This window comes from Paenibacillus sp. FSL H7-0943 (assembly GCF_037963265.1).
In the GTDB taxonomy this organism is placed as follows: Bacteria; Bacillota; Bacilli; order Paenibacillales; family Paenibacillaceae; genus Paenibacillus_AQ; species Paenibacillus_AQ odorifer.
The window spans coordinates 6,802,057-6,816,851 of sequence record NZ_CP150148.1; the positions used below are offsets into that span (position 1 = coordinate 6,802,057).

The following is a 14,795-nucleotide window of genomic DNA, read 5'->3' on the forward strand; positions in this document are numbered from 1 at the left end:
CTCCTTTTATTTAAATTGCGGATACCTGCGTTGTTACGGTAGTATATCAATGAATGGATTGCATTAAAATATCCATAATTTGCTGTTTAGAGCAATCCATAATCAGCTTTTTATGATTGGAGTTTCTATTTGGAGGTATGTACGATGATGAAAGTAATTCGTAATGATAAGAGACCGATCTGGCAGCAATTGCTTGATCAAGCGATCCATAATATTACTAGCGGAGTCTGGGCACCAGGAGAACTACTGATTCCTACCCGCGAACTTGCGCACATCGTAGGTGTCTCCCGCTCAACTATACAGATCGTCTATGAGGAATTGTTAAGTCGGGGTTATACAGTTACCTCCCGCCGGGGAGGGACGCGAGTTAGTACATGGAAGCAAGTCGCTATATCAACGAAGGAAATAGAAACAGAGGGCCCCACACCTCCTTCACTCTCCTTGCTAGACTCAGCTGTTGATCAATTACATGACTGGTTCAGAGGTAAAGAACCGCTAGAAGTAGATATTGATTTCAGTCCCCATGAACCCTATTTGGACGAACAATTTCAAAAAAACTGGCGGCAATCGCTGCTCCAGGCATCCGCTGAAATGGATTTATCAAGCTGGGCTTACGGTAACTGCTACGGGTACACACCATTACGTGAGCAAATACAGCGTTATTTATCACTTGAACGGGGCATACATGTCCAAACCAATCAGATTCTGTTGACCTCAGGAGCTCAGCATAGTATTGACTTAATCGCACAGTCACTTTTAGCTGATGGGGACACTGTCTCAGTAGAAGATCCAGGGTTCCCAGCTGCTTGGATGGCAATGAAATACCGCCGTATGAATGTGGTACCCGTTCCTGTTGATGAGTATGGTCTAGTGGTTGAGCATATTCACCCGCAATCCAAACTGGTCTTTGCCACCCCTTCCCACCAGTGCGCAGTAGGGGTCGTTATGTCGGAGCCCCGCCGGCAACAATTGCTGCATAAGGCCGTTCAAGAACGATTTTGGATCATTGAAGACGATTATGATAGTGAATTTCGATATCGCGGGGAGCCGTTGCCAACGCTGTTTAGTCAGGCATCTAATAATACTTTGTATCTCATGAGTTTCTCTAAAATGATTGCACCAGGCATTCGTATTTCGGCTATTGTTGGATCAGTCGAGGCAATTGCTCAGCTAGCGAAGGTGCAGGAGCTGACTTACCGTCATCTTCCGATTATGGATCAGCTAACACTAACCCACTTCATTAAAAATGGTCATTTTATGCGCCATATGCGAAGAGTCAGAAATGTGTACCGGCGAAGACACGAGGTCATGGCAAAAGCTATTATGGCTAGCGGTTTAGGGGAGCGCTTCACGCTCAGTGGAGTAGAAACTGGATTACATATGTTATTAGAAGCTGAGGAAACATTCGACGAGGAAGCTGTGACAAAGTTAGCCCTACAATATGGAATACGTGTGTACCCTCTTGGACCCTATTGTTTGGATAGCAAAAGAAAAGGATGGGTATTAGGGTTTGCAAAAGTAAATGAGGCAGCGATTGAGCAGGGCATTCATCGTCTTGCGGAGCTGATCCTATAAAATCATCTCCGCAGCACTCACAAAATTTGTTGAACAGTCCATAGACTATTTTAGATTTATGAAACCATTGCTTCCGCGTATTATCCGGACGATAATAATCACCTAACAAGGTCTATCACCATTAGCGCCATTATTGCTCTAGCAGCGGTATTTGTGATCTGGGCCTATCTCAGAAGACGTAAGCAACCTAAGTAAATGTAAAAAGAAATAGGCCGCTCTTTTCATGGAGTGCGGCTTATTTTCCTCTCATCTACGGCTCCCGAGAAATATTCAAACACTGCACTAATACTATTAAAAACTTACCAAGAAACTACTCAAAGGCATGTTGATTACTACTTCCGGAGACTATTTTTTATATGAAGGAATCAATCCTGGATTGGCTCAAACAGGCAATGTAGTATTTGAAATCCCAGAAGATATGACTGGCTTTCTTTTAAATGTCCAAACTGGGTTCTGGGGAACCGAACAAGGACAGATTGAATTGAAATAATACTATATGGATCGTAAACCACCCAACTGGATATTTAAAAATCAATGAAAAAGGCACTACCTTGAGGCAGTACCTTTTGCATTGTTAAGTGAAGAGATATCCAATTTAGGGGGGTTAATACTCCACATCGACCCAATCAGGTCGTACATTACATAGCTTTTTCAGCCAGATCACTAACTAAATTTCTCATCCACTTACGGGAGTAAATCCGGGCGTAGCCGAAGCCAAAGCGGACAACCTCCTCCAGCGAGATGACGAGATACACAAGGTAGACAGGTTGCTTCCAAATGTATGACAGCAACAGCCCGGATGGGACACCTATCAGCCACGTTGCGGTAGACTCCATGCCGAATACGAACTTGCTGTCTCCTCCGCTGTTTAGAATACCGCCGGCTATAATCATATTGGATACTTTGACCCAAAGAAATCCAGCAAACACGATAACGATATACATGCTCATTTGTTTAGCGTCCTCGGAGATATTGAACGCAGAGACATACAGCTTCGAGCCTGCCGCAATGATAACCCCGACGATCAGAGAGATAATGATGCCTAGACGAATGAACCTTTTCGCATGATCGAGTGCGATATCAGATTCATTCGCACCCAAACGGTTGCCAACCATTACCCCTGCTGCACTAGCCAGACCCGATAATAAACCAATGCAAAGACCCTGAAGTGGGAAGGTAATGGTCATTGCAGTCATTTCCATCGTCCCCATACGGCTATAAATGACCGCATATGCCGTTTCACCCAATACCCAAATCAATTCAGTCAGTAGCAGCGGATAGGTCGTTCCAAAAAACTTGCGAATGAGCGGTTTAGGAACGCTGAATAAGTTCTTTAACCCGACAGCTCCCGGTAAACGATACCGGTACACGGCACCAATGATCAACAAGCATTCGAAGACCCTAGAGATAAGAGTAGCAATGGCAGCGCCCTTCAGACCAAGCGCAGGAGCACCGAAATGACCGTAAATAAGTACGTAATTCAGTATAATATTCAAGCCAACTGCAATTAGACTTACATACATCGGCCATTTGGCATGGCCAGTACTGCGTAAAATCGCGGAATACATCATCGTGAGCATGACAGGTACAAAACCGATCGACATTATCTGGAGAAAAATATAACCCTCATCTATTACATTCACGTCTGTAGTGAACAGGCTCAGAAAGAGCGGCGAATCGATGAAGACAGCCGCAGAGAACAGGAATGAAAACGCAAAGCCGGTGATCAGTCCGAGACCCAGTACTTGAGAGACGCTTTTGGAATCTTTATTTCCCCAAAACTGGGCTGCATATATGGATACACCCGTCGATAAACCGGCCAAGACAACCGCGATGATCCCGTATATTTTAGTCGACATCCCCACCGAGGCAATTGCCACATCTCCCAGCTGCCCAACCATCAATTGATCCGTCAAATTAAGCAACGCCATCAGCAAGCTTTGAAGCGTAACGGGCACAGCGATTTTATACACACTTTTGTAGAAATCTTCTTTCTCTGACATGTATCGTTCACAACCCCCATATTCTCGATTTTTCCAGAACTCATTGCCATTCGCAGTCTATGACTTAGTGTGAGGTTAGATCACCTTTTTGTAGCGCATGAGCGTGTAGTTATCTTTTGGTTGAATTTCTACAACCTTGAACTTTTTCGCAAAGTTCAATTGCTGATACCCGTCTCCATCCACTAAAGTAATGTTTGTGGAGCCGCCTATGATGATTGGAAGCTGCATTAGAATAATCTCATCGACGATATCCTGATTGAAAATATGCCAGTTTAAGAATCCACCGCCTTCGACCATCAGACTGGTAATCCCATAGTTCTCCTCCAACTGACGTTCAAGCTCCACAAAATCTACTTTATCCTCGCCGCAGATAAGGCACTCCTTCCCTCTTTGCCGGATCTGTTTGATTTTTTCTTCATCCCGTCCTTTCTCGGTCGTGACAATAATCGTCTTCCCTTGGTCCGAGAGTACATTGCAATCTAGCGGAATATCCAAGGTAGTTGTCGGAATGATACGAATTGGATTTTTATTTTCCTCATACCGATTAGTAAGGAAGGGATTGTCCGTCAAAATTGTATTTTTGCCGACCATAATTCCCTGCACCTTCCCCCGGAATAGATGAATAAATTCCATATCCTCACTGGAAAACAAAGAAAAAAGCTCTTTACTCGAATTACCAGCGCCCATAGTGAGCTTTCCATCAATAGAAATTTGGCTGAATATCGTTGTTTTCATTTGGCTCTCCCCATCTCTAATTAGCTTTTAAATGCGCCCCAAGAGGCTTGAATAGTCTGTTCTATTTTGTTCAATGCTTGTTCAGGATTGCTCAAGGGCAGCTCGATAAGACCTGCATTTAACGCCTCCCATACATGGATCATGAAGGGATAAGTCGGCATCGGCCGTGAGTGATCTAGAAGCGATAAAATCATCTTTTTGTTAGGCGCAGCAGAGGCAGCTAGACGGTTCAGTACCTCTTCCTGAGCCGGAATCCGCTGTACACCCAGCGTCCACATCGATTGGCATTCGTCACTCAGCATAAAACACGTGAATGATAAAATATCTTCCCGCTCCTCGGACGTTAATGAATGATTAGGGTAGATCAGGCCAATAGAAGAAGACATGGAAAACGATTGCCGCCCTTCGATGCTCGGAAGCTGGCAAACCGCAAGCCTATTGTTCATATGCTTATCTAGATGGTTATAAATCCACTCGCCACAAATAATGGCGCCGATCTTACCGTCAATGAACTGCTCAAGCAGTCCTGTGGAGCCGTCGAGACTAACGAGCACGCCTTGATCCATCTTGTCGCTAATAAACTGAAGCGCCTGCTTCATTTCAGAGGTGACGATATTCGGCTTTCCATTCTGTACAGGCCAGCCGCCGAAAGCTGTAAGGAACGGAATAAACCAATAGCCTTGCTGTAAGTCTGCTCCAATCGGTACGATACCTTGGGCGGATAACCTTTCTGCTGCCTCTTCGAACACGTCCCATGTCGTCGGCGCACTAGGGTAAATCGACGGGTTGTAATACACAACCAGATGATTGCCCCGCAATACCGGGATACCATACTGAACACCATTCATTTGCATCGTTGAAAGAGCACCCTCAGTCAGCGTATCGTCAAATAGCCCGCCCGGCACTTCGGAGTAAAGACCGTTCTCAACATAGGAGGACATGTCGGCAGGAACCATCGCCAGATGCGGACCTTGCTGGGTGTCCTTAATTTGGTTCAGACGCGCAGTCAGCTCCGTAATATTCATGACTTGTGGCGTAATTTGTACCCCAAAGCGCTCAGTATACAGCTTACAAATTCCCTCCAGCACCTCAATCGAGGTATCTCCCGGACCATCAAACTCATGCCATATCACGACTTCCTTATTGTTCTTTTCCATTGCAGCCTCTCTCCCTTACCTAAATTGTCTATGATTGTTTACGAGCACTAGAGCCTGATTAGGCGCAAGCAGCAAGCATTCGAACGCCTGACCTACGCTGCTACCCGTTAAGGAACTATCCAGTGTTACCGTCATTGGGCATCGGCCAGGTACGGCTACCTTCAAATCAACTTGACAGAAAGCATCAGCACTCAAGTTAAAGCAGCACAGCAGCGTTTCATCCCCTTGCATATACCCATACAGAACAATACCTTCCGGGGATTGAGCCACGAAAAAGTTTTCCGGCTTCACTAGGTGGCGCCAATCTCTCTTGATTTCACTTAGCTCCGCCAACAGCGGCAGCATCGGTGTAGGATTGGTCCAATTAATTTGCATGACGTTAAAAAAAGCTCGGGAAATCTCCTCTCCGTTCGTGTTGTCTCCAAGACCACAGTTGAGCGGCTGCTCCTCATTCATTTCATAACCCGTCGTCACGTATGGAATTGCGTTCGGAAGAAATTGATTAAATACCGCAATCATCCGAGCAACCTCAACACCGCCACGGCTGGTGATCCGAGGAGTATCTGCTGTTTCTGCACAAGCAAATACATGAATATTCAACTCAGGCAGCTCTTCTAAGAATGAAACGAGATTGTCTTTAGTAATTTGTGTCATGACGTTCCACCCACTGCCAAGCATAATGTTATAGCCGGTGCTTGCCGCCTTCTTGTGGTTGCGATTGAACAAATCTTCGCTGATTAAGATCGCATTTGGATTCATCTCTTTAATCGTGTCAAAAATACGAGTCAACAACGGAATAGGAAGCACGTGTCCGATGTCGATGCGGAAGCCGTCAATCCCATATTTTTCGAGATTAACCCGTACTGCCTCCTCCAGAACATCCCACAGCTCCAGATTCGGCTCCTCTCCCGGGTAGTCATTACATTTAATCGTATCAAAAAGGACATATGGCGCCTGATCCGGACTTATAAGATGTCTCACTTGCGGAGAGAAATCCTTGTAGAGGCGTAAGAACGTAATGTCTGTCCAAATCGGCTGCACATCATTTATCCAATCCGAATGCGCTGGAGCAGTCGTTATCCCCATCTCTTGCTCCACCAAAGTTAATAGCTCATCTCCAGTTTTAGCAGCTTTCTCCTTTAAGCGCTGCCAAAGAATTGGATGGAGTTCATTGGGCGGTGGCGTGAACTTCCGCAGAAATACTGCTGTCTCCTGGCTGCGGTAGACCGTCTCCAATTTGTCCGGCGTACACTCCTCAAAAAATCCAAGCTGGGGAATCGCGGGCGGCGCAAAGCCTTCTAATTCGTCCATTTTGATCCAATATACCCATTCAGGATGCTCAGTAATGAACACACTGTTTTTCGCCGTCACACGGGGAATGAAATCAACAACAGTCTTAATATCAAGTAAATGACAAGCCTCTACCAGAGCGCTGAGCTCATCGTGGATCGTAAACTCCTCCATATCATCCAATAGGCTATCGTGCAGGTTCTCGTCCAAATGGAATAACGATTGCACTGCGTAAGGGGACCCAATATCCCCCTTCAGATTCAACTTGCTGTTCTGGTTAACTGGAAGCATGTACAGAATATTGATGCCCATTTTCTTTAGCAGAGGCAGAAGAATAAAGAATCTTAAAAAAGTACCCGATTCAATTTTTCCGTCATGGTTGTAATCCCAAGCCGTAGAATAGCGAATAAGCGAAGAATAGATCGCGCTATCGTCCAGATTTATGCGTTCCTTAAGCAGATATCTCCACGAAAGCCTGTCCACATAATTCAAATGATCAGTCAAAAAATCATACGGGTGTACACAAATTTCACCCTCTTTTTCTAAAAGAACACGTTCATATTGGCACTCATTCCACACTGCGGGTATCCAAATTGGCTCTACCTCTTTGGCCTTTTGTGTAGACAAGTAATCTTGAATTAATCTGAATTTGCTATCATTGCTCATCAACAGTGCCACCTCTCATTGATTGTAGTCTTACGTTTAGGGAACAAAAACCGTCTTTACGGTTTCACTCCCAACCACCTTCAAAGAGTTCAATTCATAGCCGATTAACTCATCTATCGCTGCTTCATGCTGACTGAGCTTAACTTTTCTAGTTACTAGTTTCTCCATTTCAGGAGTTTCAGCGGCAAACCGCAAAGCTTCCTCGAACATGTAGCGGTATTCACCTGCTGCTATAATTTTTATTGCATGCTGCACGAATTTGGTAGGGGAAAAGGTGTAGCGATACTTCGCATTAATACCAAAAGGAACGATGCGGCCTCCACGTTCAATCCACTTCTCCGCCATTTCGAGTTGAGTGCCCACCGTATCGATAATCACATCAAACTTATGTCCCGCACAGATTTTGTCTACGGTAGCTTGATTTAATTGGGCAGGGGTTAGAGCAAAATCTGAGATCTCTCTGGCAAAAGCTAGCCGATAGGGATTGACTTCAGTCGCTACCGTGAGCGCAGATTTCGACTTGCTCACAATTTGGCTTAACAGTCCCATTGGACCCGATCCAAGAATAAGTACCTTGTCGTCTGCTGTGACATTGGCTTCTTTGAAATTGTGCAGTACACAGGCAAGCGGCTCAATCAAAACCCCCGTCTCCCAGCTCATATGATCGGGAAGACGGTGTGCAAACGTTTGTGCAGTTGAGTAAAAAAAAGTGAATGTCCCATTTCGATTCAAACCCGCAATAGGCATCCCATTTCCATCGATGCCCGTACAGAGGTGCGGCTGTTTCTTCAAGCAAAAATAGCATTCATCACAGCTTTGATTCGGATCGATAACTACTCGGTCGCCTACCTTAACACGGTCAACGTTGCTGCCGATTTGGATTACAGTCCCTACTGCCTCATGACCCCGAATGACCCCTGGAACCCCCTCCTCTTTCCCAGTTATGACTGCTAAATCTGTTCCACATACACCTGTCATCTCAATCCGGATCTTGACTTCATCCGGTGCTGCAATCTGCGGCTCTTCCCATTCGCAGAGCTCCAGCTTATGATTGGATGTCCACACCAACGCTTCCATACTCATTCCCCTTTCTCTTTTTTGTTATCCATATTCGCCCAGAATATATCATAACTACCATGTAAAAGTAAGGTGAATGTTGTCGAAAAATGTTAATAATTACATTTTTATATAAACACTCACGAGTAAGCGCTTTAATTTTCTTTCGCTTATTATGCGGAGTGCACTGTCTGAAACGGCAAGTTTAAGGGCCATCCCTTGTGGGATGACCCTTGAATACTATCGTGATCAATCGAGTTCCGCGAGGAAATAAATCCCGAATCAACGTCTCCTATTTTGCAGCTTCCGCTTCCAGCCGTGCAATGACCTCAGAACGGGCTTGATCTGTGAAGCTAAGCACCCCGTTTTCCTGAACGATCAGTCCTTCCCGTATTCGGCCATCCAGCCAATCGCTGATCCAGCCGGGAGCATACCCGCCTTGGCCGAACTCGCCGCCAAAAGCAATCATTTCTTCATATACATCCAGATATTGTTGACGGCTTGTATTTGGATAAGAGCTTGTGTATAGCCAGAACTGCACATCATACATCAGAGTAGAAAGCTCATCCGCATGAAAGGAGAAATGTCCCTTCTCTTCAACGATTCGGGTACATACTTTACGGATCTTCTGCTCAAGCTGATCCACCTCAGACACATGGCTGCACAGCTTCGCAAGCAATGGTGAGAATTGGCCTACGGCTACTTTGCGCAAATCCTCCTCTTTATCTTCTTCAGAGGTGTCGTATTCCTCATCACTCACCAGGCCACGTATAAACGTCTCGAAGTCTGGGGCCAGAAACGTAATCTCATAATTATCTTCCTGATCCACATGAATCACCTCGGGTTCACCGTCCTTCCCGCAATTCCGGTAATCCAGCATCACGACATCATGACCTGCCGAAGGGCAATCACAAATTACCACGCCAATGTCAGGGTATCCCCACTCCTCAATCATAAACGGACTGCCGAGATCGCCGCAGAGTGAATAGCTTTTCTCACGTCCGATGCCCATAATGCCCGTAATCGCAATATGATCCTCAGCCCATGAGGTCGCATCCTCCGTAGGAAAACAAGTATTATAAGGCACTCCCCCATTGTGCTGCTTCATCAGACTGATATAAGAGGCAGGAAGCTTGTAACCCAGTTCTTCTTCTACAGAAGCAATCAGCTCATCCGTAGGCGGGGCCGAAACATATTCTTTTAGCGCATAATCGCTATCTTTCCAAAATTCGGAGAGGTCCATCCCTTCAAAAGGAGTTGCAGTCGTCCCCGAATCATTATGTTGCTCTCTGATTGCCTGTCTGGCTGCGGCGTGTTGTTCTTTGCGTAGCTTGCGCTGGCTGAATTTCAGAAACATGGCCGTATTCTCATCATCCGGATCGAGGTCATGGGCAATACCCAGCACTCTCACCGCTTCCTCATATCGATTCAAATAATAGTAGGAATATCCCACACGAAAATGCCACAGATAATCATTCTGTCCTTGTTCCGCAATCTTCGCGAAGTGTTCAAGGGCTTCTTCATAACGTTCCAAATTGTTATACGCTCTTGCCAGACTGCTGACCATCTCGTAATCTCTGTCCGCTGGAGGAATCTCCATCAGAGTGTCTACAATCTTCTGGTGTTCATCATCTTCATGCCACTGTGTCAGCTGTGCGATTAGTTCTTTGTCCATGGTCTACCTCCCAAGCTTATAATCAAGTTACTAGAATATAGAGAAATATGGTTTTCCCTATTCTACCAGATGGGATGTAGGTATTGAAAATCGATAATAGAGCCTCACAAAGATTCTTAATTATGGGTACAGCCATATCCCTGAAACCGTCATCACCGCTGGCAGTACAGCCTCGTCAACCGCTACATTGTCATACCAGCCGCCCACTGCAAGGTTCAGCACCAGATAAAATGACTCGTTAAAGGGCATAACCCCTGGCTCCAAGCAGCGCTCGGCAAAGCAATGTCCGTCTACCAGCCATCGAATCGAACTGGCGGTCCATTCCAGTGCATAATCATGGAATTCATTAATGGTTCCGCTTTCAAAATGGTGCGAGAACTCCTCGACGATTTGATGTTCCCAATCCTTTCCGTAGTGCAGTGTTCCGGATATTTGCTGAGGCAAGCGGCCTTTGGCTTCCATGATATCAATCTCGCCGGAAGCTGGCCAAGGTCCGTAAGCCTGTTCCTGCGGAAGCAACCAGATGGCAGGCCAAACCCCTTGCCCCACCGGCAGCTTTGCACGCACAACTAACTTCCCATAGCAAAAGGAAAAATGGTCCTTTGTATCCAAACGAGCCGAGGTATATGCAAAATTGCGCCCATCCTTTCCATAGGATTCACTGCGTGCGCATAGGTTTAAGCCAAATTCATCGATGTACAGATTGCTGGAATGATCCGTGTAATACTGCTGTTCTCCGTTGCCCCAACCTGGGTCTATGGGATTACCTTCATTATCTAATAAGTCGTTGCCAAGGCGGATATTCCATAGCTTCAAATCGGCATTTCTATCTAAGAAATTCTGTTCCCATATAGGTTTATTCATCCTTTGCACACTCCCTTCATTTAATCACAGCATACTTAATTTTTGCGGCTGGTCAAACAAATCTAAAAAAATGGGATAGGGTCGATAATCATGGGCTTTTTTTCCTATACGCTTTTTCATACGATGAAATAGAAAGGGGGCACGGAAAATGTTCCAATACAGAACGGAACAAATGAAAGCGCTTTTTAAGCAGTGGCAATTGCAAAGCATGGTTATCCCGGGAATCATCTGGATGTTTATCTTTTGTTATATCCCTATGTTTTGGCTCATTATTGCATTTATGGACTACAGCATCGCCAAACCCTTACTAGAATCACCGTTTGTCGGGCTGAAGCATTTTCAGGATTTTTTGACGGATGAGCGTTTTTGGCGTTCGATTCGCAATACTCTGGGGATGAGCAGCATCAAGCTGGTCCTGGGTTTTCCCATTCCTATCTTGTTTGCCTTGCTGCTGAATGAAATACGGAGTCTTCGATTTAAGCGAACGGTACAAACCATTTCGTACCTGCCGCACTTTATTGCCTGGACGATTTTTGGCGGCATTGCGCTCAATTGGCTGGGCGAGGGCGGTGTGATCAATCAGTTGATGATGGCGATCGGGCTCCAGGAACGCGAAATCCTGTTTAACAGCGACCCTAAGTACTTTTGGTGGATCACCTTTTTTACCGATACGTTAAAAGAAACCGGCTGGAGCGCCATTATCTACATAGCGGCAATATCCGGCATTGATCCGGGGTTGTACGAAGCGGCTGAGCTGGATGGCGCAAACCGGCGGCAGCGGATGTGGCATATCACCATTCAGAGTATACGCCCCACCATCGCTATTTTGTTCATCCTCGCTGTCAGCGGGATACTTGGCAGTAACTTTGAGCAGATCTTTATGTTGAAGAACAATATGAACATGAGGATGGCGGAAAGCCTAGACTTGTATATCTACAACATGGGGTTGGTCTCCGGGCGCCATTCCTTCTCAACAGCCGTCCTGTTCGCCCGCTCTATTGTGGCGCTAGGTTTGTTGTTTTTGGCAAATCACACATCCAAAAAACTAACCGGCGACAGCATTTTTTAGAAGGGAGAGGACAGAGGTATGGAAAGACGCAAAAGATTTCGGCAAATTGGAGTATTTGAGGTCTGCAACACCCTGCTGATGCTGGCGGTTTGCTTTTTAACACTATACCCGATGTGGTTTGTATTCATTAACTCGCTTAATGCGCCGCAGCAGGCATCCCTGGGCACCGTCAACTGGTTTCCCAAAGAATTATCGCTGGCCAGCTATAGTGTTGTGTTCAATGATAAGACAATGATGAACGGTTTTTACATCACCACTCTGCGCACAGTCATCGGGACAGCAACGCATGTGTTGTTTACCGCCATTATTGCTTACGGAATGAGCAAGTCTAATCTGATCGGACGCAAGCTGTATCTTAAAATCGCATTGGTTACGATGCTGTTCTCAGGCGGGCTGATCCCTACATTTATTCTGATGACGAAGCTGGGATTATATGATAATTTTTGGATATTCATCATTCCCTCTATGTACACTTTTTTTAATATGGTCATTTTCATGAGCTTCTTCCGCACCATACCTGACAGCCTGGAGGAATCTGCGAAAGTAGACGGTGCTTCAGACTATGCTGTCCTGTTCAGAATCGTATTGCCCAATAGCATGGCTGTCATTGCGACTATATCGCTTTTTTCAGCCGTTTATCATTGGAATGATTATTACCAGGGGGTCATCTACATCCGTTCGCAGGAATTACTGCCACTACAGACCATGCTGTACAAAATCATTGCGGAGAATTCTATGTCCTTCATGCAGCAGCAAGCTATGGCGCAATTCGGCGCAAGACTTCCCGGCAACTCTATTAAATTTGCATCCATGATGGTGGCCACACTGCCTATTCTGATAGTCTATCCTTTCATTCAACGCTATCTGGTCAAAGGTGTAATGATTGGCGCCATTAAGGGATAAGAGTGTGAGTGTCTAGAAACTGGTATACAAAAATTCAGAAGCAGCAAAGAAAGGATGATTATGTCATGAAACGCAATCTCATTAAGCCGGGGTTGACCCTCGTTCTGGCCGCAAGCCTGATGCTAGGCATAGCCGCGTGTTCCAATTCAACGAATAGTGAAAATAAGCCAACACCACAGCCTACAGATAGTACACAGCCGCCGCAGAGTGAAGCAAAGCTCAATCCCGATGATCCGGCATGGAAGCTGGATACCAGCCCTGTTGATTTGACCTGGTTCGTAGGTGCTAACTGGTATACCCACACTTGGGGAGACAGCTTGACCTCCAAGTACGTAACGGAAAAAACAGGCGTAAACATCAAGCTTGAAGTACCTTCTGGTGAAGCGAATGAGCATATTACCCTAATGATGACCTCGGGCAAGCTGCCAGACTTGATATCAATGGGTTCGTGGGAAACCGCTGTCAAAAAGCTGTGGGAAGGCGATCATGTCTACGCCTTAAATGAATTAGCTGATAAGTATGACCCTTACTTCTTCAAGGTGGCCGGGGACGGTACACTGAAGTGGTATCGTCAAGAAAATGGCAATACCTATGGCGTTCCGAATGATTCATATAGCCCCAACCTGATGCATGAAACTGGCATGACGGCCGCCAACCAGACTTTCCTGGTGCGGAAAGATCTGTATGAGGAGATGGGCAGCCCGGACCTTAGCACTCCAGAGGGCTTTCTGAACGCACTGCAACTGGTAAAGGATAAGTACTCCCAATATAAAGGCCAGCCCATCAGTCCCTTTTTTGCACAAGGGAACGTCCCTTACGGGATGACCGAATATCTGCAGAACCTACTGGCCGTACCGCATGAGAAAGACGGAAAAGTATACGACCGCATTACCGATCCCGATTATATTGCCTGGCTTAAAACCTTCCGTACGGCTTACGAGCGCGGGTTGATTAATGTGGATTTCCTGGTGGATTCCGATACTCAGGTAGAGGAAAAAACAAACAACGCCCGCTATTTCATGATGGTCCGCGAGTGGACCGGTATGTCGGCTGTCAATCCTATGCTGGCTGCTAGCGGCAACCCGGACTCTTACTACATCGCAGTCGATGGGCCAAAGAACAGCAAGGGCGATAACCCTAAGTTATTCCCTGGCAACATGGACGGCTGGATGGTGACGATGATTAGCAAATCAACCGAAAACCCTGAACGAGCCATCCGCTTTTTGACCTATCTGGCCAGCGAAGAAGGCCAGCGAGATTTGTTCCTTGGCAAGGAAGGCGAAACATGGGAGATGGTGGATGGCAAGCCGCAACTGAAGCCTGAAATGGTAAAATTACTCGACACTGATATTGAGAAGCTGGAGAAAGAATACGGCATCATGGATACCTATTGGATGATGCGAAACCCTGTAATCGTCAACCAGTGGAGACCGGAGAAATCTCCTGTCATTAAGCAAATGGAAGACTTCGCCAATAAGCAGGCCGATATTGATAGCGGTATCTATAAGGGCTTAGATCCACAGGGCGATTCTGATGTGTCGGTAGCCTGGTCCCGTATTTCGCAAAATTGGGAGGAAGTACTCCCTGAGCTAATTACGGCCAAGAATGAGGCTGAATTTGATAAAATCTTCGACAATTTCCTTGACCGCCGCGAGAATTACAACTTTGGCAAGGTGATGGAATACCGCCAGGCTGAACTGGATGTGCGAAAATCCAAAATGTCAGAGTAATAATGCCCGTATAAAGATTACTGCCGGCCACCGAAAGGTTGGCCGGTATTCCCTTTTTCGCTTCTTTTAACC

Annotated in this window: 11 protein-coding genes; 4 read left to right on the forward strand and 7 right to left on the reverse strand. The window is 46.0% G+C overall.

Annotated elements, in window-relative coordinates; translation table 11 throughout:
* The first annotated feature begins 144 nt into the window (after positions 1 to 144).
* Positions 145 to 1,575 (forward strand): PLP-dependent aminotransferase family protein, encoded by a 1,431-nt coding sequence (locus NSQ55_RS29795; protein WP_076181780.1) that lies wholly within the window; start codon positions 145 to 147, stop codon positions 1,573 to 1,575.
* 638 nt (positions 1,576 to 2,213) lie between these two features.
* Here NSQ55_RS29795 and NSQ55_RS29800 read toward each other — a convergent pair.
* The 7 genes from NSQ55_RS29800 to NSQ55_RS29830 all read right to left on the reverse strand — a co-directional run bounded on the left by NSQ55_RS29800 (position 2,214) and on the right by NSQ55_RS29830 (position 11,021).
* Positions 2,214 to 3,578: an MATE family efflux transporter gene (locus NSQ55_RS29800; protein ID WP_076124257.1), complete on the reverse strand. Its 1,365-nt coding sequence runs from the start codon at positions 3,576 to 3,578 to the stop codon at positions 2,214 to 2,216.
* 75 nt (positions 3,579 to 3,653) lie between these two features.
* The gene (locus NSQ55_RS29805) at positions 3,654 to 4,313 is read right to left on the reverse strand and encodes a dihydrofolate reductase family protein (RefSeq protein WP_036682374.1); all 660 of its coding nucleotides are present in this window, start codon (positions 4,311 to 4,313) and stop codon (positions 3,654 to 3,656) included.
* 20 nt (positions 4,314 to 4,333) lie between these two features.
* A complete protein-coding gene (locus NSQ55_RS29810) occupies positions 4,334 to 5,470 on the reverse strand; it encodes an extracellular solute-binding protein (protein WP_339170553.1) in 1,137 nt (378 codons plus the stop codon).
* Positions 5,471 to 5,485: 15 nt separating this feature from the next.
* A complete protein-coding gene (locus NSQ55_RS29815; protein WP_339170556.1) occupies positions 5,486 to 7,426 on the reverse strand; it encodes an alpha-amylase in 1,941 nt (646 codons plus the stop codon).
* A 36-nt stretch (positions 7,427 to 7,462) separates the two neighbouring features.
* Positions 7,463 to 8,509, reverse strand: coding sequence for an alcohol dehydrogenase catalytic domain-containing protein (locus NSQ55_RS29820; protein ID WP_248548889.1), 1,047 nt, complete (start codon positions 8,507 to 8,509; stop codon positions 7,463 to 7,465).
* A 265-nt stretch (positions 8,510 to 8,774) separates the two neighbouring features.
* The gene (locus tag NSQ55_RS29825; protein WP_076303515.1) at positions 8,775 to 10,157 is read right to left on the reverse strand and encodes an SMI1/KNR4 family protein; all 1,383 of its coding nucleotides are present in this window, start codon (positions 10,155 to 10,157) and stop codon (positions 8,775 to 8,777) included.
* 120 nt (positions 10,158 to 10,277) lie between these two features.
* Positions 10,278 to 11,021, reverse strand: coding sequence for a glycoside hydrolase family 16 protein (locus NSQ55_RS29830; protein WP_339170560.1), 744 nt, complete (start codon positions 11,019 to 11,021; stop codon positions 10,278 to 10,280).
* 148 nt (positions 11,022 to 11,169) lie between these two features.
* On the opposite strand from NSQ55_RS29830, the gene NSQ55_RS29835 reads away from it, so the two are divergent.
* The 3 genes from NSQ55_RS29835 to NSQ55_RS29845 all read left to right on the forward strand — a co-directional run bounded on the left by NSQ55_RS29835 (position 11,170) and on the right by NSQ55_RS29845 (position 14,723).
* The gene (locus tag NSQ55_RS29835; RefSeq protein WP_076124267.1) at positions 11,170 to 12,090 is read left to right on the forward strand and encodes an ABC transporter permease subunit; all 921 of its coding nucleotides are present in this window, start codon (positions 11,170 to 11,172) and stop codon (positions 12,088 to 12,090) included.
* 18 nt (positions 12,091 to 12,108) lie between these two features.
* Positions 12,109 to 12,993 carry a carbohydrate ABC transporter permease gene (locus tag NSQ55_RS29840; protein ID WP_339170563.1) on the forward strand — a complete coding sequence of 295 codons (885 nt, stop codon included), beginning with the start codon at positions 12,109 to 12,111 and terminating at the stop codon, positions 12,991 to 12,993.
* A gap of 65 nt (positions 12,994 to 13,058) precedes the next feature.
* Positions 13,059 to 14,723, forward strand: coding sequence for an extracellular solute-binding protein (locus NSQ55_RS29845; protein ID WP_339170565.1), 1,665 nt, complete (start codon positions 13,059 to 13,061; stop codon positions 14,721 to 14,723).
* The last annotated feature ends 72 nt before the right edge of the window (positions 14,724 to 14,795 follow it).